The organism is Chitinophaga niastensis, from assembly GCF_003014755.1.
Classification (GTDB): Bacteria; Bacteroidota; Bacteroidia; order Chitinophagales; family Chitinophagaceae; genus Chitinophaga; species Chitinophaga niastensis.
Window position 1 is genome coordinate 13,365 of the sequence record NZ_PYAW01000007.1, and the last position, 21,165, is coordinate 34,529.

Annotated in this window: 17 protein-coding genes; 9 read left to right on the top strand and 8 right to left on the bottom strand. The window is 42.8% G+C overall.

Annotated elements, in window-relative coordinates:
- Positions 1–27: 27 nt before the first annotated feature.
- The 3 genes from CLV51_RS24170 to serA all read right to left on the bottom strand — a co-directional run bounded on the left by CLV51_RS24170 (position 28) and on the right by serA (position 3,838).
- Positions 28–1,629, bottom strand: coding sequence for a S41 family peptidase (locus CLV51_RS24170; protein ID WP_106530683.1), 1,602 nt, complete (start codon positions 1,627–1,629; stop codon positions 28–30).
- A gap of 35 nt (positions 1,630–1,664) precedes the next feature.
- The gene (locus CLV51_RS24175; protein ID WP_106530684.1) at positions 1,665–2,426 is read right to left on the bottom strand and encodes a hypothetical protein; all 762 of its coding nucleotides are present in this window, start codon (positions 2,424–2,426) and stop codon (positions 1,665–1,667) included.
- Between the two features lie 176 nt (positions 2,427–2,602).
- Positions 2,603–3,838, bottom strand: a complete 1,236-nt coding sequence (gene serA, locus CLV51_RS24180) for a phosphoglycerate dehydrogenase (protein WP_106530685.1) — start codon at positions 3,836–3,838, stop codon at positions 2,603–2,605.
- 315 nt (positions 3,839–4,153) lie between these two features.
- On the opposite strand from serA, the gene CLV51_RS24185 reads away from it, so the two are divergent.
- Positions 4,154–5,368: a serine hydrolase domain-containing protein gene (locus CLV51_RS24185; RefSeq protein WP_245898935.1), complete on the top strand. Its 1,215-nt coding sequence runs from the start codon at positions 4,154–4,156 to the stop codon at positions 5,366–5,368.
- 76 nt (positions 5,369–5,444) lie between these two features.
- Here the strand turns inward: CLV51_RS24185 and CLV51_RS24190 are convergent, their stop codons facing one another.
- Complete coding sequence (locus tag CLV51_RS24190) at positions 5,445–6,422, bottom strand: cation diffusion facilitator family transporter (protein ID WP_106530686.1); 978 nt, start codon at positions 6,420–6,422, stop codon at positions 5,445–5,447.
- Between the two features lie 184 nt (positions 6,423–6,606).
- On the opposite strand from CLV51_RS24190, the gene CLV51_RS24195 reads away from it, so the two are divergent.
- Positions 6,607–7,194, top strand: coding sequence for an HD domain-containing protein (locus CLV51_RS24195; RefSeq protein WP_106530687.1), 588 nt, complete (start codon positions 6,607–6,609; stop codon positions 7,192–7,194).
- Positions 7,195–7,235: 41 nt separating this feature from the next.
- Positions 7,236–7,754, top strand: a complete 519-nt coding sequence (locus tag CLV51_RS24200; protein ID WP_106530688.1) for a hypothetical protein — start codon at positions 7,236–7,238, stop codon at positions 7,752–7,754.
- A 104-nt stretch (positions 7,755–7,858) separates the two neighbouring features.
- Here CLV51_RS24200 and infC read toward each other — a convergent pair whose 3' ends face one another.
- Positions 7,859–8,569: a translation initiation factor IF-3 gene (infC, locus tag CLV51_RS24205; protein ID WP_106530689.1), complete on the bottom strand. Its 711-nt coding sequence runs from the start codon at positions 8,567–8,569 to the stop codon at positions 7,859–7,861.
- A gap of 170 nt (positions 8,570–8,739) precedes the next feature.
- The gene (gene thrS, locus CLV51_RS24210) at positions 8,740–10,680 is read right to left on the bottom strand and encodes a threonine--tRNA ligase (RefSeq protein WP_106530910.1); all 1,941 of its coding nucleotides are present in this window, start codon (positions 10,678–10,680) and stop codon (positions 8,740–8,742) included.
- A 201-nt stretch (positions 10,681–10,881) separates the two neighbouring features.
- Between thrS and CLV51_RS24215 the strand changes: the two genes are divergently transcribed.
- Complete coding sequence (locus CLV51_RS24215) at positions 10,882–11,145, top strand: hypothetical protein (protein ID WP_106530690.1); 264 nt, start codon at positions 10,882–10,884, stop codon at positions 11,143–11,145.
- Between the two features lie 50 nt (positions 11,146–11,195).
- Here the strand turns inward: CLV51_RS24215 and CLV51_RS24220 are convergent, their stop codons facing one another.
- Entirely contained in the window at positions 11,196–13,559 is a 2,364-nt protein-coding gene (locus CLV51_RS24220; protein ID WP_106530691.1) for a TonB-dependent receptor, read from the bottom strand.
- A gap of 67 nt (positions 13,560–13,626) precedes the next feature.
- Complete coding sequence (locus CLV51_RS24225) at positions 13,627–14,214, bottom strand: DUF3347 domain-containing protein (RefSeq protein WP_106530692.1); 588 nt, start codon at positions 14,212–14,214, stop codon at positions 13,627–13,629.
- Positions 14,215–14,497: 283 nt separating this feature from the next.
- Here CLV51_RS24225 and CLV51_RS24230 point away from each other — a divergent pair, with 283 nt between their 5' ends.
- From CLV51_RS24230 to CLV51_RS24250, 5 genes are all read left to right on the top strand, one after another.
- Positions 14,498–16,459: an ABC-F family ATP-binding cassette domain-containing protein gene (locus CLV51_RS24230; protein WP_106530693.1), complete on the top strand. Its 1,962-nt coding sequence runs from the start codon at positions 14,498–14,500 to the stop codon at positions 16,457–16,459.
- Between the two features lie 92 nt (positions 16,460–16,551).
- The gene (locus CLV51_RS24235) at positions 16,552–17,238 is read left to right on the top strand and encodes a response regulator (protein WP_106530694.1); all 687 of its coding nucleotides are present in this window, start codon (positions 16,552–16,554) and stop codon (positions 17,236–17,238) included.
- Positions 17,239–17,290: 52 nt separating this feature from the next.
- Positions 17,291–18,661: a HAMP domain-containing sensor histidine kinase gene (locus tag CLV51_RS24240; protein ID WP_106530695.1), complete on the top strand. Its 1,371-nt coding sequence runs from the start codon at positions 17,291–17,293 to the stop codon at positions 18,659–18,661.
- A 123-nt stretch (positions 18,662–18,784) separates the two neighbouring features.
- A complete protein-coding gene (locus tag CLV51_RS24245) occupies positions 18,785–20,062 on the top strand; it encodes a TolC family protein (protein WP_158267139.1) in 1,278 nt (425 codons plus the stop codon).
- 4 nt (positions 20,063–20,066) lie between these two features.
- Positions 20,067–21,158, top strand: coding sequence for an efflux RND transporter periplasmic adaptor subunit (locus CLV51_RS24250; RefSeq protein WP_106530697.1), 1,092 nt, complete (start codon positions 20,067–20,069; stop codon positions 21,156–21,158).
- Positions 21,159–21,165 lie beyond the last annotated feature (7 nt).

Sequence of the window (21,165 nt, forward strand, 5' to 3'; positions counted from 1 at the left end):
ACCGAAACTAAATATCTCTCTAAAAATTTATTTTATTCTTGATACTGCTCTGCTCAATCTGTAATCCACCATACCATTAAAATTATTCAGTGGTTTAGCATTTGGAATAGCCGTGTGTAAATTACCACCGACTGCTGCACTTACCCTTGCCTGTGCAATTCTCGCTTTAAATGCACCATTATTGATATAATTAAATACTTGTATCAGGTTTGCATCCCTCTTGTCTCCCCAGGGAACATCTACATAATCAACTGCCAATCCATCTACAGGAATACCTGTATAGTAGTCTCCTTCGCCTTTTGCATTATGTGTAGCAAAATTAATTGCATAAAGATCTGCCAGATATTTTTTAGCGCCCGTTTTCTGATATGCGGAAATATTAAAATCAATAAAGCCTACCGGTTTACCGTAAGTAGTATCTCCTACCAGTTTTACACTCATGTAAGGTTTCAGGTTGTTCAGTGTAAGCTCACTGGCAGAAGCTGTATTTCTGCTTGTAATAAAAAATACATGGTCCAGTAATAGTCCACTGGTTTGAGCAGCAAAATTAACCTGTGTAGTTAGCTTGTTGTCATTCAGGGTAGCCATCAGCTTATCGTTATACTTATAGGTATACATTGTTTTGCCTGCGGCAGATGCTGGTGCAATGGCGCTATCCAGGTATTCCGCAGTATTCGTAGAGCCTCCACCGTTATACCGTAAATCTACAATCAGGTTCCTGATACCCTGTGAAGCAAACTTGCTGAAAGTTTGATCCAGCACCGTTTTGGTATTGGTTGGTTGCCCCTTATCATTGATCACACTAGCAAAGGTATACATTGAAAAGTAGCCAACTTTTTGACTAGCTCCAACCTGATTCTTCACTGTAAATACGGTGTCAAAAAGCACCGGATTTATATTGTACGGACCCGGACTGAGCGTAGCGGTGAATAGCGTACTATCTGGCCTTCTAAAACCAAGCGTTACGCTGGAGGTAGAGCCAAAGATAGCATCATATACATACCTTAAAGATGCATATGTATTAGTGAAAGAGGTGGTACCATTTACGGACGTAATTTCCCATCCTTTTGAAACACCAACTCTTCCGGCAGGGCCATTTTTATCTGCATACAATACAAAAAGCTGTACCCCATTATTATTATTACCGGACAACACAGGTGCATATTCTAATCCAAAATCACTGTTATTGGCCTCTAATGCCCGTGCAGATACCCCATTCATCAATTTATTTGTCAGCGCGCCGGTGCGGTCCAGAAAACTGTAATGATCATAAGGTCTTCCGGTGGCAGAATTGATCGCATAACGTTTCATCACGGCTAACAGTGTATCTGCATTGGGATATTGACTGTCAAAAGGATTCAGTTTTGGAATCTGGGAATACCAATAATAGGTAGGCAGTCCACCAGCAGCAGTTCTTCCACCATCACCATAAGTTACCTGCATAATTTGATACATCAGGTACTTCAGGGAATCCTCCGCCACTGCATCTGAAATAGTATCCGTAACGCCACCACCGGGGTTTACGGATGGAGCTGGTACATCTTTTTTACGACAAGCTATCAATAATGCGGTGCATAACAAACCGGCCAGCATGGCCCTGGTTGCAGCAGAAATCAATTTTTTATCCATAACAACGGTTAAGACTATATGAAATGGGGTGCTAACTAATGGGTTGCCAAAGTTTGTCTGGTCCAGAAGTCTGCGGAATAATACATAGCAAATGTGTCGGGACCCTGACCTGGCATTGGAGGTGGTTGTCCTTTAGCACGTTTAGCCTCTTGCTCTTTCTTATCTTCTCTTTTCAGGGCATTTACTTTAAAACGGTAAGCTATTGGTTTATCGCTCCCCGCTGTTATTCCAAGCACTTTCAACGGTATACCCAATTCACAAACCAGGTTGCCGGCGGCGTCAAATGTAGCAGCTGTCTGAATACCAAACGTATTCTGAACAGGAATATTGCCATCCGGAATACTGTCAAATCCATCTACTTTAATTTCCTTCAAATTAGCAAGTATCTGTTTTTTCAACTCGCCTGCAATCAGTGCACGGGAGGCTTCTGGTACATCCGGTGCACCTGTATTTACATTAGCTGTAAGCGGAAAAGTGATAGAAGCACCACCCTTCTTTTTACCGGAAGGATTAACAGAAAATGTAAAACCTGAACGCATAATTTTCACCTGGCTTTGTTGATCAGGCACGCTTATTATTACGTACAAATTTTCCTTATCGTTGGCTATTGTGTAAAATAACTTAGTTACGTTGTTATAGAACTGCAGTGGTTTAGGCCATTCAGTAGCCTGTCCGTCAATTTTAATATTGGCTGGAGCCCATTTATTGGGTTCACTATCTTGTGCGGAAACATTTATAGATAGCAGAAGCCCGGTTATCAGCCCCGCTCCTGTTATCAGTGCCCTGGTCATTTTCATGCGTTACTTTTTTTCAGTTGCACTACAAGGTTAACAAAGAAATCTGATACAATAAGCAGAAAAAGCGTATAAGGGGGAAAAGAGTCGGTGAACGGGTATAAAAAGAGGGTAAATTATAATGCAACATAGAAAAAGCAAGGATCTCTCCCTGCTTTTTCGTAAACTCATAACAATTATTAATACAGCAAACGGGTCTTAATCGTATGCTTCACTTCTTTCAGCAATGCAATCGCTTCCTGCGACAACTGTGTATCTACATCAAGCACTACATAACCAATCTGGTCGTTGGTTTTAAGATACTGCCCCAGGATATTAATTTTATTGGCTGACAGCGCCGTGTTAATAGCCGACAACACACCCGGTACGTTTTCGTGTACGTGCAGGATACGATGTGTATTTTCAATTGGAGGTACACTGATAGCGGGCACAGTGTGTGAGCCAAAGCTGGCGCCCTTTTCCAGGTAGTTCAGCATTTTACTGCTCACATCCAGGCCAATATTATGTTGTGCTTCTTCCGTACTGCCGCCAATGTGCGGTGTGAGGATTACGTTAGATAATTTTTGCAGTGGTGTGCTGAATGCAGCGCCATTTTTTTCGGGTTCTACGGGGAATACGTCAATAGCTGCACCTGACAGCTGTCCGCTTACCAGTGCGTCTTTCAGCGCATCGAGGTCTACTACTTCACCACGTGCATAATTGATGAAGATAGCGCCGGGTTTCACATCTGCCAATACTTCCCTGGTGATCATATTGGTGGTTGTTTTGCTGGAAGGTACGTGCAGGGAAATGATGTCAGCTACCTGGAAAAGTTCCTTCAGGGTACGCTGTTGTACGGCGTTACCCAGCGGCAGTTTGGTTTCTGCATCATAATACATGACGTTCATTCCCATTCCTTCTGCGAGTACGCTTACCTGGCTACCGATGTTACCATAACCCACAATACCAAGTGTTTTACCACGGAGTTCATAACTGCCGGTGGCTTCCTTCATCCATACCCCATTGTGCGCAGCTGCATTTTTATCTACAATGCGACGGATGAGTATGATGGATAATCCAATTACCAACTCCGCTACTGAACGGGTGTTGGAATAGGGTGCATTAAATACGGCTACACCATGCTGGGTAGCGGATTTCAGGTCTACCTGGTTGGTACCAATACAGAAACAACCGATGGCCTGCAGCTTCCTGGCAGCTTCCAGTACCTTGCTGGTAACATGTGTTTTAGAACGGATACCCAGGAGATGTACATCCTTTATTTCCTTTATCAGGTCTTCCTCGCTCAGTGCGCCGGTTAATTTGCGCACACTATACCCTGCCGAGGTAAATTCAGCCACCGCGGCGTCACTGATGTTCTCCAACAATAAAATGCTGATCTTCTCTTTCGGATAACTTGTCGACTTTTGCTGGTCCATAATATTATACTAAGTTATATGTGTATTGCTGTGTTGCAATTGGCTTAATAATTGCTGATAGCGGGGAAAACAAGGCACAAACCTACTCGATGTTTGGGAATAATCAAATACTACCACCATCAAATTCGATTTTCATCAAAAAAAGAGCATATCAGGGTCATTTTTTGAAGTTTCTTTAGCATTATAGCTTAAAAACATGTTAAAAGGGTCCGGAACAATGGTTTTTATTTGGCGATCTTTTACATTGAGTCTAAATTTAGCGCTTTGTATTTTTTGTGGGTCAAATTGAATTAAGAAAGTAGTCACACTCCTCTAATGAAGCGATTGAAAGCGGTAAGTATTATCTTAACCATAACGGGAATTGCAATAGTATCAAGTTGTCAGAGCAATGCAGCACGTAAGGAAGCGAACAATAAAAAACGTACTGCAGACAGTACGCTCTACACAGTAGGCTTGACAGATGCACAAAAGGAAGCCATTCTTAAATCCCCCCGCACCGTGCAAATGCAACGCGAGCTGGAGGCTTTTTATAACGGTAAACTATTACACTCCGGCTTCAACGGAGCTATATTGGTAGCAAGAAAAGGCGTTATCATCTTCGAACAATACCACGGATATGAAAACTCCAGAACTAAAATACCGGTAATAGATAGCTCCGCCTTTCAGCTGGCATCTGTATCCAAAACCTTTACCGGCGCAGCTGTGCTGACATTGGTACAAAAGGAAAAACTAAGTCTGGATGACTCGCTGCAAAAATTCTTTCCCGAATTTCCATATAAAGGTATCAATATTCGCATGTTGTTAAGCCACCGTAGCGGCTTGCCTAATTATCTTTATTTCTGCGACAGTCTTTGGAATGATCAATCCAACTTCATCACCAATGATCAGGTGATAAAGTTAATGGAAACACATAAGCCGCCTATCCAGCATCTTCCGGGCACACATTTTCAATATTGTAATACCAATTATTTATTGTTGGCTTCTATTATTGAAAAGGTAAGCGGACAGAAGTATGCGGAATTCATGCAGCAAACAATTTTCAAGCCCCTGGGCATGGTCAATACATTCGTATTTAATCCGGGAGGTGCTGCACGCCCCCATCAAACCCAAAGTCATAAGTACAATGGTCAGTTTGAACCAGATACCTACTTTGATGGTGTAATGGGCGACAAAGGCATCTACAGCACGGCAAAGGATATGCTTAAATGGGATCAGGCATTGTATTCCGGTCAACTGCTGAATGCAGCAACACTAAAGGAAGCCTATACTCCATATAGCCACGAAAAGCCAGGTATACGTAACTACGGCCTCGGATGGCGACTCATGGTATATCCCGACAGCACTAAAAATATCATTTATCATAACGGCTGGTGGCATGGAAATAATACTGTATTCTATCGCTTTGTGCAGGATTCTACTACGCTGATTATCTTAGGAAATAAATATGACCGGGGTATTTACCAGGCAGTAAAACCAATCCGTGAGATACTCGGACATGGAGATGGTGATGAAGCAACCGGAGAAGAATAAAAATCATTTTCATCTGTAGATATTTTGTTTTAGCAAAACATTTATCTCTGAAACAAAATATCTACAGATACAAATATTATCCATGTTTTCTATTGGGCAAAACGTTATCCCTCGTCCACGCAATCTCTCCTATAAAATCGTGACTCCTCACAGCACATTCTTCTTTTAAACAATAATGACAACAGGAAGGAATACATGGATCCATGTGAATAAAAAATTCCACCTCACTGCCCTTAAACTCACTATTGACAAGCTTTTCAATGTATTTCATTTCATCATGGGCTGCCGTCAGTTCCAGGTAATAAGGTAATGTAACATGACAGTCAATATGATAATTATTACCGTATTGCTGCACACGCATATTATGTATATCTATCCAGTTATGCCGACGATGGGAAGATAAAATAACAATTATTTTGTCCACTATTTTCATATCTGTTTCATCCATCAGTCCGGAGATGGACCGGCGCATCAGTTGATAGCCCTTGGTCAGGATCAATCCGCCCATCAGTACTGATACTGCAGGATCCAGCCAGTTCCAGCCTGTAAAATGAATGACACTTAAAGCAATTATTAAGCCCGTACTGCTGTAAACATCCGTCATGATATGTTGTCCGTTGCCGGTGATGGTAATAGACGGCAATTGTTTACCTGAACGTACCAGGTACAAACCAAGAAACAGGTTAGCAATAGTAGTAACTCCTACAATCCACAAACCATTTTCGATTTGATGCAAGTCACGCGGATAAAGAAAATACTGTGCGGCTTTTACCAGGATCAATATACCCGCAATGAAAATCATCGCTCCTTCAAATCCGATGGAGAAAAACTCTACTTTACCATGTCCATAAGGGTGATTAGCATCTTTGGGTTTACTGGCCAGGTAAATACTATAACACGCAAAGCCACCCGCTACTACATTAATAATAGATTCCAGTGCATCCGATAAGATGGCGACTGAATGGGTCATAAAATACGCTGAGAACTTAGCAACGGTGAGGACGAAACTAACGATCAGCGATACCAGGATGACGCGCAGTTCTTTTTTTAGCAAGGGCTCAGATTTGAATGGATTGTAAAGGTCAAAGGTAATGGATTATTGGTGTATGATAGATATGCCGATATTAATATAAACATAACAATACCGATGCTTACTTACTGGTAACACCAGTTATTTTTGTAGGATACTGATTTGGAGAGAGATAAAAACAAACACTAACGTTTATCAATGCACGAAAATGACCAACAAGGAATTACAAGTCAACACCGTAGTTAATAAGATCTTTGATCTGTATGCCATCCATGGAAATCAAACATATGGAGAACAGGTAACTATGCTGATGCATATGATGCAATCCGCACTGATAGCGGAAACTACAGGTTTTGATGATGAAATGATTGTGGCGGCTTTTCTGCATGATGTTGGTCATTTTTTTGAACAGGGTGAGCAAATGGGTACATACGGCACGCACGCCCATGATCATTTAGGCGCGGCTTTCCTTATTGAGTGCGGCTTTCCTGAAAGAATGGCAAAGCTGGTATCCAGCCATGTAGCTGCCAAGCGCTACCTCACCTGGTCAGATAGTGCCTACTACGACACGCTTTCAGAAGCCAGCAAAGAAACCCTTACCTACCAGGGAGGCCCGATGAATGATGAAGAAGCAGCTGCATTCCGCAGTGATCCATTATTTCACCAATACATCGAAATCAGGATCTGGGATGATATGGGAAAAGAGGCAGACATGCCTGTACTCCCGGCAGACATGGAAAGAATGCGGGAAAAAACCTACCAATATCTGTTAGCTCACACAACAAATGCAGCGTAATATAACAGGATTAGCAAGCTTCGCATTAAATTGCTGCCTGTATGGATTTACGGAGCGAAATATTAACAGAACACTCTCGTGCGCAATCATTGCGCATCGCGGCCTGGATAGGCGGCAATGCATCGCGTTTTAAAACGCTCATTACCTTGTTCCTGGAGGACGACTACCGGGTTGTACAGCGGGCGGCCTGGGTAGTAAGCTTTGTAGCAGCAAAACACCCGGCGTTGCTAACTCCTCACCTGCCGGCCATGGTAACAAAAATGGAAGCTGCCGGTCTACCGGTAGCGGTTAAACGAAATGTGCTGCGGGTATTACAATATCTCCCCATTCCGTCAGACCTACACGGTGCCGTGATGAATACCTGCTTTACCTTTTTAGAAGAGCCAACAGAAACAGTGGCGGTGAAAGCTTTCTCAATGACGGTGCTCGCCAATCTGGCTAAAGACTATCCGGAAATTAAAAACGAAATCAGGCTGTTGATAGAAGATCAACTGGAAAATAGTCCTACGGCAGGATTCAGATCAAGGGCTAAAAAAGTATTGAAGGAAATACAGGTATAAAGACGGAATAACTGCAGATAACTGTACTGCAACCAACAACAAAAAATGCAGCACAACAAGGTATAACACCTTCCTGTGCTGCATTTTTAATACATATAAAAAGATTAAGCTTTATCTTCTTCCGGCTTGCTTTCAGCAGCGGGAGCAGATGGCTGTTCCTTTACTTCTTTTGGTTCTCTCGGTTCCCTTGGCTCTCTGGGTTCTCTTGGCTCCTTAGGTTCCTTTTCCTTCTTCTTGGCTGCTTTAGGCGCAAAGATGGCAATCATACGCTTACCTTCCATGGTAGGCATACTTTCCAGACCACCTACTTCTGCTAACCTTTCTGCAAACTTCAGAAGAATCAATTCACCGCGTTCTTTAAACATGATCGCACGACCTTTAAACTGTACGTAGGTTTTCACCTTATTACCGTCTTTCAGGAAGCTTTCAGCATGTTTGGCTTTGAAGTCGAAGTCATGGTCATCGGTGTTAGGCGTAAAACGAATTTCTTTCACTTCGCTTTTGTGGGCCTTTGCCTTCATTTCCTTTTCCTTCTTCTTCTTTTCGTAGAGGAATTTATTGTAGTCGATGATACGACAAACGGGGGGGACTGCATTTGGAGAAATTTCCACCAGGTCTAAACCCTGTTCTTCTGCCATACGCAGCGCATCCTCAGTTTTGTAGACACCTACCTCAATATTTTCGCCTACAAGTCGAACCTCAGGAACGCGTATCATCCTGTTGGTGCGATGTTCTTGTTGTTGTTCCCTGCGGAAGTTCGGGTTTCTTCCCCGATTGTTACCGCCAAAACTTGTTGGTCTGGGTCTTTGTTGCATTAAGAAAAATAAAATTAATTAATTAATTGTCCATAGTCCATGGTCCATATTTCGTTCCATGGACCAAAAACAATTTTTACAAAAATAAGGGGAAAATTAAAGCAAATAACATACCTCAATTCAGTAATGTTCATTCTTTTATATACTTCTTTTCCACATTCATTACCTGGCTATTCAATTGGCTTCTTGTTTGCCACCTCTTCATTTATCATTGAAGTAAATTGTTCGAGCTGCATGGTACCAAGATCACCTTTTGATTGACGACGAACAGCAACGACATTATCGGCAGCTTCTTTCTCTCCCAGCACCAGCATGTATGGAATCTTTGCCAGCTCTGCTTCACGAATCTTTTTGCCTATTTTTTCGCTTCTGTCATCTATCTCTGCGCGAATTTCCGCTTTTTTTAGCAATTCTGCGACTTTTTCTGCATACTCCTGGCTCTTGTCACTGATTGGCAGGATTTTAACCTGTGTAGGCGCTAACCACAACGGGAATTTACCTGCACAATGCTCAATCAATACCGCAATGAATCTTTCCAGTGAACCAAATGGCGCACGGTGAATCATTACCGGGCGATGCTTCATGTTATCTGCACCAATGTACTCCAGTTCAAAACGCTCCGGCAGGTTATAATCCACCTGGATAGTTCCCAGCTGCCATTTACGACCCAGTGCATCTTTCACCATGAAATCCAGCTTAGGACCGTAGAAGGCCGCTTCGCCGTACTCCGTTACCGTTCTCAAACCTTTCTCAGCAGCAGATTCAATGATGGCCCTTTCCGCCAGTTCCCAGTTCTCATCCGTACCAATGTATTTACTGCGATCCTCTTTATCACGAAGAGAGATCTGCGCAGTAAAATCAGTAAAACTTAAACTATTGAATACATACATTACCAGGTCGATCACCTTCTGGAACTCTTCTTTTACCTGGTCAGGACGGCAAAACAAATGCGCATCATCCTGGGTAAATCCTCTTACACGGGTTAAACCATGTAGCTCGCCATGTTGCTCGTAACGATATACGGTACCAAACTCTGCGAAGCGTACCGGCAAATCCTTGTAAGACTTAGGAGATACTTTATACAATTCGCAGTGATGCGGACAGTTCATAGGTTTCAGCATAAACTCCTCACCTTCTTCAGGTGTGTGCATGGGCTGGAAACTGTCTTTACCATATTTTTCGTAGTGACCGGAAGTCACGTACAGATTTTTATTACCAATATGAGGGGTTACTACCGGCAGGTAACCGCTGGCCAGTTGTGCTTCCTGTAAAAAACGTTGCAGGCGCTCGCGGAGCATGGCTCCTTTAGGCAGCCACATAGGCAATCCCAAGCCAACCTTTTCAGAGAAGGCAAACAACTCCAGTTCCTTACCCAGCTTACGGTGATCACGTTTCTTGGCTTCTTCTATCAGTGTCAGGTACTCATCCAGTTCCTTCTGGTTAGGGAAGGTGATACCATAGATGCGGGTAAGCATCTTATTTTTCTCATTACCACGCCAGTAAGCGCCGGCAATGCTGGTGAGCTTGATTGATTTGATGAAACCGGTATGCGGGATATGCGGTCCACGACACAAATCTGTAAACCCTCCCTGGGTGTAGAAGGAAATACTTCCATCTGCCAGTTCGTTGATTGTTTCCAGTTTGTATTGATCTCCTTTTTCCGTAAAGTAAGTCAATGCATCCGCTTTGCTTACTTCTTTACGCACATATTCACTGTTTTGTTTAGACAACTCCACCATCTTGGCTTCTACCTTTTTCAGGTCTTCTTCCGAGATTGTGCGGTCGCCCAGGTCTATATCGTAGTAGAATCCATTCTCAATAGAAGGGCCATAGCCAAGCTTTACGCCGGGATACAGGGCTTCCAGGGCTTCCGCCATTAAATGCGCAGAGGAATGCCACATAGTTGCTTTACCATCCGTGTCTACCCATGTGAGCAGTTGAAGCGTGCTATCCGTTAATATCGGGCGTGTAGCATCCACTACCTGCCCGTTAACTTTTGCTGCCAATACTTTACGTGCCAATCCTTCGCTGATGGATTTGGCAATGTCCAATGCAGTTACCCCTGGTTCATACTGACGAACTGCGCCATCCGGAAAAGTGATATTTATCATACGTTTTGCTGTTAGCACCATACTTTTTCATATGGGCTATATTTCCTTTATAAAATGTTTGCGAAGTTAAGAAATAGTTTGTTAGCTTTTTGATAACTATGTCATTGGATCAAAGGATTTTAAAAATAAATATTTATACGGCGATGTGGATTCAGTTAAAAAATTGCTTAATTTCATTTTTGTAATAAAAAACAATTACACATGTTTGGAGTAAATTTAAAACTTTATGACATCTTCAGGAAGGACCTGCATTTGTCAGATGACAAAGCCAGGGAGCTGGTTGACACACTGGATGAATCTTTGGGAAAGCAGCTGGATGCTCCCGTTGCACAGTTAGCCACTAAATCTGAGCTCAAAGAGCTGGAAGGAAGAATTAAAACCAGCATGTATGTTGTTGGCATAGTTCAATTCATTGCTATTATTGGCACATTGATAGCCGTTGTTAATTTCATGATTAAGAAATAACCCCCTACCCCGTAGTCCACCTTATCTCTTTTCTTACATCCCCATCTCCCCTAAAATTTAAAATTATACGTGACCGATGGTATAATCGGAAACAACGACACCTGCTTGGCTTTCACTGTCAACGAGCCATCCGCCGCATTTCCCTGCTGATCAAAATAAATAAAGTAAGGATTTTTTCTACTGTATACATTATAAACAGAAAATGTCCAACTCCCTTTAATGCGCTTGTTGGGCTTCTTAGGTGTTCTTGTATAAATAGCTGCCAGATCCAGGCGGTTATAGGCTGCCATACGATAGGAATTAATACTGCCATAACTCTGTACCAGTGTACCTTCCATGAAATAAAACCGCTCCGGTACCGTAGTGGTATTGCCTGAACCATAAATAAATACACCTGAAAGTGTCCAGTGTTTATTCAAATCATAGGTACTCACTACCACCAGGTCGTGGCGACGATCATACTTGGCCGGATACTGTTTTCCGTTGTTCAGATCCGGAAACTGCCGCAAGGTCCAGGCCAGCGTATATCCTACCCATCCGGTGAAACGCCCTCTTTTCTTATTTACAAACAACTCCAGCCCATATGCCTGCCCTTTCCCAAATACAAAGTCCAGCTCCGGATCATTCAGCGATGGCGTATAACCTTGCCTGTATTCGATCTGATGCTGCATATCCTTGTAATAGACTTCTGCGGAGGCTTCGTAGCTGTTATCCCTGAAATTACGGAAGTAGCCTGCGGAGTATTGCCACGACATTTGTGGCCTTACCAGGTAAGTGCTGGGCACCCATACATCCGTAGGTAACGTAGTGCCTGCATTGGTAACAAGATGTATGAACTGATAATTACGTGTAACGGATGCCTTCAATGAATTATTATCATTCCATGCCCAACGCAGAATAATCCTTGGCTCAAAGCCACCATAATAAGTAACAGGTTCCCATCTGCGATACACTGTACTGTCCGTTTTATTGCCGGCAGCATCGCGCTGGTAACGGGTATAGGGTCCAACCTGCATAAAGCCACTGTAACGGATACCAGCGTTCAATTGAAAGCTGGGAGATATCTCCCAGTCATCCATCAGATAAAGCGCTACTTCATGCGCATACTTTTTATAGGCATTTTCCGGAGAGAACTTTGTAGAGTCCTGATGACCAGTAACGGTTGAAGGGGTGAACGTATGAAAGATATAATTACCGCCAAATTTTATATGATGTTTAGGGTTTACATAATAGTCGAAATCCATTTTGGCATTGCCATCACTGATGCCGGATGACAAGCCGATAGTAAAATTGTTCTGCAAGGCATTGAACTGAAAACGATAATCATTATAAAGCAGAGAAGTGTTGGCAAACAGCTTCTTATTAAAAACGTGATTCCATCGCAAAGTGGCGGTGGTATTGCCCCAGGGGATCTTTACTTTGAAAGATCTATCGCCGTTATTGAAGGCGAAGACATCTTTTCCCAGATAGCCGCTCAGGTATAACCGGTCTTTATCTGAAAAAATATAATTCATCTTCGCATTCAGGTCGTAGAAGTAATAACCCGAACCGTTATACGAAGTACCATTGACAAATGGTTTTGTTATAAGATCAATATAGGTGCGTCTGCCGGAAACAATAAAGGATGCCTTATCTTTCTTTATTGGTCCCTGAAATGACAACCGGGAGGCAATGGCCCCCAGTCCGCCTTCTCCCTGAAAATTTTTATTATTCCCTTCTTTCATGGAAATATCCACTACGGAGGACAGCCGTCCGCCGTAATTAGCCGGCATGCCGCCTTTGATGAGGGTCGTATTTTTAATGGCATCTGCATTGAATACAGAGAAAAAGCCGAAAAGGTGACCAGTATTGTAAACCGGGGCCTCATCCAACAGAATAAGGTTCTGGTCGGGGCCACCGCCACGTACATAAAAACCCGCATTGCCTTCGCCGGCGGCCTGTACACCGGGCATCAGCTGCAGCGCTTTGAGTACATCCACCTCTCCCATCAGCGCGGGCAATTTCTTTACCTGTACAGACGTTAGCTCCACCCGGCCCATATCCGTGCTTTTAACATTGGCATCTTTCCGTTTATCGGTGATCACCACCTCTTTCGCCTGGTAGGCATGCGGCACCAGCTCCAGGTTTTCGGAGATATTTTCATTTAATGATAATGCAAGTGCTTTGGATTCGTAACCCAGAAAAGAAAAGAGCAGGATATAATTTCCTGCGGGCAGCGTGATGGAATAAAATCCGTAGTTGTTTGTTTGTACACCGTTGGTGCTGTGCAGTATCTGTATAGTGGCCCCTGGCATGGATTCGCCGTTGGTACTGTCTTTTATATAGCCACTAACAGTATATCGCTGTGCCTGCACTTGTATACAACCACACAGCAAAAAAAATAAAAGAAAGAAGGAACGATGCCTTTTAAACATATGGCTAAATCGTGAACAATAATAAGTAACGGTAATTTACGATTACTGTCCACGATTTCCTATTAACTTATTTGTAAATCAAAGTATCTCTTGTTTCCCCACAGCTCAGCATCTTATGACCAAAATAAGGATTTTGTATTTCCGCTTTATCGCTCAGCCAGTAAGCACCTTTGTCTTCAAAAGCCATCGGGCAATACTGATGATAGATTGTCTGACCTTTTAAGCCCGTACTTTTAAGCAGGTCAAACAGCATGTCCGATACCATCTGAAAAGAGGCCCGTTTGCCTTCCAGTCCGGCTTCTCCGGCTAATCCTGTCAATTCTGCGCTGATACTGCCGGTGATGCCGGTAATATTACCAAGATGACTACTATCCATCTGCAGGGTATGTACCGGCAAACTATCAACATGTTGCTTTAATGCCGCGCCTGCAGCGGTTGCAGCTGTACTGTCTGCCTTCACGAATGCTGCGGACAGCTGATAATAAGCCTGCATAGTTACCTGTAGAGAATCATAAAACACCTGGCTGTAAGGCGCCTGCAAAGCCACTGTAGCGGCTGATTGCTGCTGTTCTTCCTTTGGGGCAGCCTGATGACAGGCAAATAAAGCGGATGCTAATAAAAATGTTCCTAAGGGTATGCATGCTTTAAGATTCATAGTGTTGTGCTTTATAGCAAAAGTAACTGTGATTTTTGTGATTTTTATGATAATCCTGATGAGCGGAGATCACCAGGAGGCTCCTGCAGAGATAAATTTATATTACATTATCAATCAATGTGATTGCAGCAAATTACAGTAAAAACCTTATTCACGGCTACCTTAGCCAGTTCATAAATACTTATCTCCGCTCCTATCTTCACATCAGGATAATCATAATCATCACAGTTCAGACATTTATGCTTAACTTTGCACGTTTTTTAGACCATTTTTTTTATTTATTATGTTGATCGCATTACAGGACATTACGTTTGAGTTTGGATCCAGGGTGATACTGGAAGATTCTTCCTGGCATATAGAGCCAGGTGACCGAGTGGGACTAATCGGTTTGAATGGAACCGGCAAATCTACCCTGCTGCGCATTATCAATGGCGAATATTCCATTTCAAAAGGGAGTGTAAATAAAAGTAAAAGTTTGACGATAGGTTTCTTTAACCAGGACCTGCTCAGCTTTGAAACGGATGAATCCATTCTTACAGTGGGCATGATGGCCTTTGGTAAAGCGCTTGAGCTGGAGAAGGATATTGACCGCATCACCAAAGAGCTGGAACACAGCCAAACAGAGGAATTATTACATCAATTCAGCGATACGCTCCATGAATTTGAAGCCCTCGATGGCTATAACATGAAGCACAAAACAGCACAGGTACTGGAAGGCTTAGGCTTCACCACACCTGATCTGGATCGTCCTTACAGCCAGTTTTCCGGTGGATGGCGCATGCGTGTACTCCTGGCCAGGCTGATCCTTCAGCAACCGGATGTACTCATGCTCGATGAACCGACGAACCACCTGGATCTTCCCTCCATTGAATGGCTGGAAAGATACCTGGTAGGATACAACGGTGCGGTGATCATTGTATCGCATGACCGTTTCTTCCTGGACCGTATGGTGAATAAGATCGTGGAAGTGTATCAGCAGCAATTGCACCACTACGCCGGCTCTTACGCTGACTACGAAGTGGAAAAAGAACTGCGCCGCGAAATGCAGCAACGTGCTTACGAAAATCAACAGGACTATATCCGCCAACAGGAACGTTTCATTGAACGTTTTAAAGCGAAAGCCTCCAAAGCCGCACAGGCACAGAGTATCGCGAAAAGACTGGATAAGCTGGATCGTGTGGAACAAACAGACAATGGTCCTTCTAAAATCAAGATCAACTTTACTGTAGATAAAACACCGGGTAAGATTTTATGTACCCTGAACAATATCAGCAAGAGCTACGGTAATATCGAGATCTTAAAAAATACCAGTGCAGAGATCAACCGTGGCGACAAAATCGCTTTGATTGGTGCCAACGGTAAAGGTAAATCCACATTGCTCCGTATCATCTTTGGTATGGAACCAATGGAAGGTGAACGTGTTCCGGGTCATAACGTAGTGACCAGCTTCTATGCACAGCATCAGCTGGAATCTCTGGACATGAACAGCGAAATACTGGACGAACTGAAGAACTTCGGTAGTGGCCGTACAGAGTTGGAATTACGCCAGTTACTGGGTTGCTTCCTCTTTTCAGGGGATGATGTGTTTAAGAAGATCAAGATCTTGTCCGGAGGTGAAAAAGCCCGTGTTGCACTGGCTAAAACCATTATCAGTCAGGCTAACTTCCTGATGCTGGATGAGCCTACGAATCACCTGGACATGAACTCTGTGCAGATGCTGATTGATGCCCTTAATAAATACGACGGTAGCCTCGTACTTGTATCGCATGATCGTTATTTTGTAAGCCAAACAGCTAATAAAATCTGGGAGATCGTTGATGGCGAGATCAAGGAATTCAAAGGCAGCTACGGCGAATGGGAAGAATGGAAAAAGAGAATGGCTGCACAGAACCCGCAATTAAATACAAAAGCAGCTAACGCAGATGCAAAAAAAGATAGCCGTCAGCAAGCGGCTGCTCCTGCTGATACCGCTAAAGGCGCTATCAACAAAGATGTACAGCGTGAACTGCAGAAACAACAAAAACAGTTTTCAACCGTAGAAGGTCAGGTAGCCAGTTTGAAAGAACGCAAAGCTAACCTGGAAGCCAGTTTAGGCACACCTGAGATCTATAATGATAAAACAAAATATGCGCAGGTAGAAAATGAATACCAGGATGTACAAAAGTACCTGGACAGGGCAAATGAACAATATGAGCAATTATTTGAAAAGATAATGAAGCTGGAAGCAAATTTAATAGGCAGCTAATTTAACTGAAAATTACGAATTGCGAATTACGGATCGAAGCGAAGATCGCTTCGATCCGTAATTCGCAATTCGTAATTATTATTCCTTTCCATATGCAAAAAATCCTGGTAGTTGAAGACGAAGTAAAAGTAGCTAATGCCGTTAAGAAGGGATTGGAAGAAAATGGTTTTGAAGTGGATGTTGCCTACGATGGCCGCATGGGAAAGGGTTTGGCTGCCAGCAACAATTACGATCTCGTGATACTCGATCTGAATCTGCCACATAACAATGGTTATGAATTGTGTGAAGTCATTCGCCGCAAGAACAACCGGGTACCGGTTATTATGCTAACCGCACTCGGTGGTATGGAAGATAAAATGCAGGCCTTTGAACTCGGCGCCGATGATTACCTGGTAAAACCATTCGACTTCCGTGAACTGCTGGCCCGCATCCGGGTATTCCTCAAACGTGCCGGTTCTGATGCCACACATGGTACGCAATACAAAATCAGTATTGCCGACCTGGAAATAGACCGTGAGAAAAAAGACGTGACCAGGGGCGGCAAAAAAATAGCACTCACCGCCAAAGAATATCAGCTACTGGAGTTTCTGGCTATGCATAAAGGCAAAGTGATCTCCAAACTCACTATTGCTGAAAAGGTATGGGACATTGACTTTGACACCGGCACCAACGTGATTGAAGTGTATATGAATTTCCTCCGCAAGAAAATAGACAAGGATTTTGAACAGAAATTATTGCATACCAAAACCGGGATGGGATACTACCTCTCTGAAGAATAATTTCATGTAGCTGTTTTTTATTTGATTATTTAAGATATCAAACTTTCATTGGTTGAAGATAAAGTATAAGATAGCACTCTACTACACCATTTCAGCCACACTTATGCTCATTGCATTTGCTGTGCTGGCCTATTATTTCTCGGCCAAATCACGCAAAGCAGAATACCTGGAAAGACTGGAATACCGTGCCCGTTCTATAGCCAATGTGATTATTGAAGATGGAAATATAAAAGTTGATCTGCTGCGGAAGCTGGACAGAACTACCTTTCAGGATCTTTATAAAGAAACCATACTTGTATACAATACCAACTACGACTTACTTTACAGCAATCTGAAAGACACTACTATCCGCACACATCCCAGTTTGCTGAAATATATCACTGAAAACAAACAATACAGTTACGATAAAGGCAGTGGTGAAGTGGTGGGTGTTTATTATACAGAAGACAATGTATCTGTTATTGTAATTGTATCGTCTTTTGACCGGTACGGTTTTCAGAACCTCCTGAACCTGCGGCAGATCCTGCTCCTGGAACTGATTACCGCAGTACTGGTATTGGTGGGTGTAGGTTACTTTTTTGCCCGCAAAATGGTGCAGCCCATTGATCAGCTGGTACAACAGGTAGACAGTATCAATGCCAATAACATGCAGGATACACAGGTGGCCGTGAAAGGAAAAGATGAAATAGCCAAGCTGGGCGCCAACTTCAACACTATGCTGCAGCGTCTCAGCGAATCATTTCACCTGCAGAAAAGTTTTGTAAGTAATGCCTCACATGAGCTGCGCACTCCCCTGGCAGCCATTATCAGCCAATTACAGGTTACTTTATCTAAAGACAGAAGTAAAGAAGAATACCTGGCACTACTGGAGTCTGTGCTGGAAGACGCAGAAAACCTGTCAGATCTCTCCAATGGCCTATTACAGCTGGCCCAATCTGAAATGCGTCAACAGGAATTTGTTTTCAGTGATGTACGGATTGATGAGTTACTTATGGAGATGACCACACTCATCCGGCTTAAACAAAAGACCCCCAGCAAAGTGGATATCCGGTTTATCAAAGTACCCGACAATGATTTGCTGGTAACCTGCTTTGGTAATGAAAGCTTGCTGAAAGTATTATTTCTGAACCTGGTGGATAATGCCTGTAAATTTTCACATGATAATATTGCGCATGTTTCCATTGATTTTTTTACGCAGTACATTCTTGTACAAATAAAAGATAACGGCATTGGTATCCTTCCGGATGAAATCAATAAAATATTTGAGCCTTTTTATCGTGGACAAAATGCCCTCCAAATCCGCGGCCATGGCCTTGGTTTATCTATCTGCAAAAAAATAGTACAGATACATAGCGGGCATATTACGGTCACCTCTACCCCAGCAGAAGGCACTACATTTACTGTAATTTTACCTCATTTATAATCGAAGATTTAATCTTGCTCTCATTTTGATTTAATCTCATTTTAATTTTTAATCTCTTTTTAATGCCCTTTAAAGGGATCTTTAATTATTCTTAGGGAGCTTTGTGCTATGAAATTTGGCATTATGCGAACTATCAGGATGCTGATCCTATCAGGATGCGTTTCCTGCCTGGGCTTTATTCAACCTTCACAGGCACAATCACCTTCCAAACAGGTTTCACTGCAAACAGTGGAAGATTCCTTTCTCGTAAAAAATTATTTACTGCTGGCACAACGCTACCAGGTAGATGCTTCCAAAGCGCTGATACGTCAGGCTAAAATGTGGAGTAATCCATCCTTCAGCACTGTACTTGGTTTTGGCAGCACTGATCATTTTAAGCCATTCGATGTGGGATCAGGCGGGGAAACGCAATACAACGTAGACCAGTTGATACAGCTGGCAGGCAAAAGAAACAAGAGCATACAAATTGCAGCTGCAGCTGCTAAAATGAGCGAAGCTACTTTTGATGAGCTGGTACGCACACTACGTTTGCAACTACGCGAGAACTTCTACAACATATATTATCAGCAACAAACAGAAAAAGTGCTGGATGAACAGCTGGGCAACCTGCAGAAAATTGTAGATGCTTATGTTACAGCAGATAAAAAAGGTAGCGTAGCGCATTCAGACCTGGTAAGGCTACAGGCTTTGCAGGTAGGCATCGAAAACGACTATGCAGACCTGAAACAACAGGAATTAGCCTCTCAGAAAAACCTACAGCAGTTGCTACATACCCGGGATTTTTATGAGGCCACACTGCAACCAGCAGACCTGGCTTCATATAACCTGGATAAAATCCAGTTACCACAATTACTGGACAGTGCTACTCAAAATCGCCCGGATGTAAGGATTGCAGCTGTTCAGTACCAAACTGCGCAACTCAATTACCGCCTCCAGAAATCGCTGGCAGTACCCGATCTGCATTTGGGTGGTACCTATGATAAACAAGGTAGCTACATCAACAATTTTGTGGGTTTAACATTGGGTATTGATCTTCCGGTTTGGAATCGTAACCAGGGCAATATCCGCGCTGCACAATTACAGATTGGTTCTGAAAAGCAACAACTGCTGCAGCAACAATCTATCGCGGAAACAGAAGTGTTAAATGCCTATCAGCGCATAGTAGCACTGGAAAAGCGTTACAAAGGATTTGACCTGCACCTGTTCCAACATGAATTTGATGCACTTATTGATGAAGTAGCCAAAAATTTCAGCAAGGGGAATATCTCCCTGCTCCAGTTTATCGATTATTTCAACAGCTATAGCGATAACGCAAAAAATATAAACAAGTTTTTATCCAACAGGGTTAGTGCCTACGAAGAACTTAATTATGCAACAGGACAAGAATTATTTAAAAATTAAGCACATGAAACGGCCTATTTTATTCCTTGGCTTTTCACTGCTGGCAGCAATTGTATGGAGTGGTTGCAAACACAGCCAGGCAGAAGATTCAGAGAAGACAACTTTTGTTCTCAGTGATACTATGCTGAAAAATATACGTATCGATACGGCACACCTGCAACCGGTACTCAATCAACTGCGCCTCTCTGGTAAAGTAACACCTAATGGTGGTAAAGTATTGAAAGTATACCCGCTGGTAAGTGGTTATGTAGAAGATATTAAAGTACAACTGGGCGATTACGTGAAGAAAGGCCAGGTACTGGCAGTGATCCATAGTGCGGAAATTGCTGATTACGAAAAGCAACAGGCACAGGCTACCTCCGATCACAACGTGGCAGATAAAAATCTGAAAGTAGCGCAAGACCTGTATGATAGCCGCCTTAGCACAGAAAAAGATGTTGTTATTGCAAAAGGTGAGTTACAAAAGTCGGAGGCTGAAATGAGGCGTTTGAATGACCTGTTTAAAATATACCGTAAAGGTAAAGGTGCTACTTACCTCGTAACAGCGCCCATCTCCGGCTATATCATCGAAAAAAATATCAATAACAGCACCGTTATTCGTACGGATAACAGTGCGAACATTTTTACTATTTCTGAACTGGATGATGTATGGGTAATGGCCAATGTTTTTGAAACAGATATCGCCCGTATTAAAGAAGGATACGAAGCTGATGTGGTGACTGTGAGTTACCCTGATCAGCCCTTCCGTGGCAAGATTGACAAGATCTATAACTTCCTCGATCCCGCCACTAAAACCATGCAGGTCAGGGTTAGCATTGATAATAAAAACATGTTGCTGAAGCCGGAAATGTTTGCTACTGTGTATGTGAAGTATAAAGATAATGAAGAGAAAATAGCGGTGCCTTCTGCAGCAGTAATTTTTGATAATAGCAAGAATTTTGTGCTGGTGTTTAAAGATAAATTCAACATTGCAGTACGCCAGGTAGAAGTAGCAAAAACTTCAGGAGATATTACGTATTTGTCATCCGGCTTAAAAGCAGATGAGAAAGTGATTTCTAAAAACCAATTGCTTATTTACGACGCACTTAAAGACTAAAGCCTGC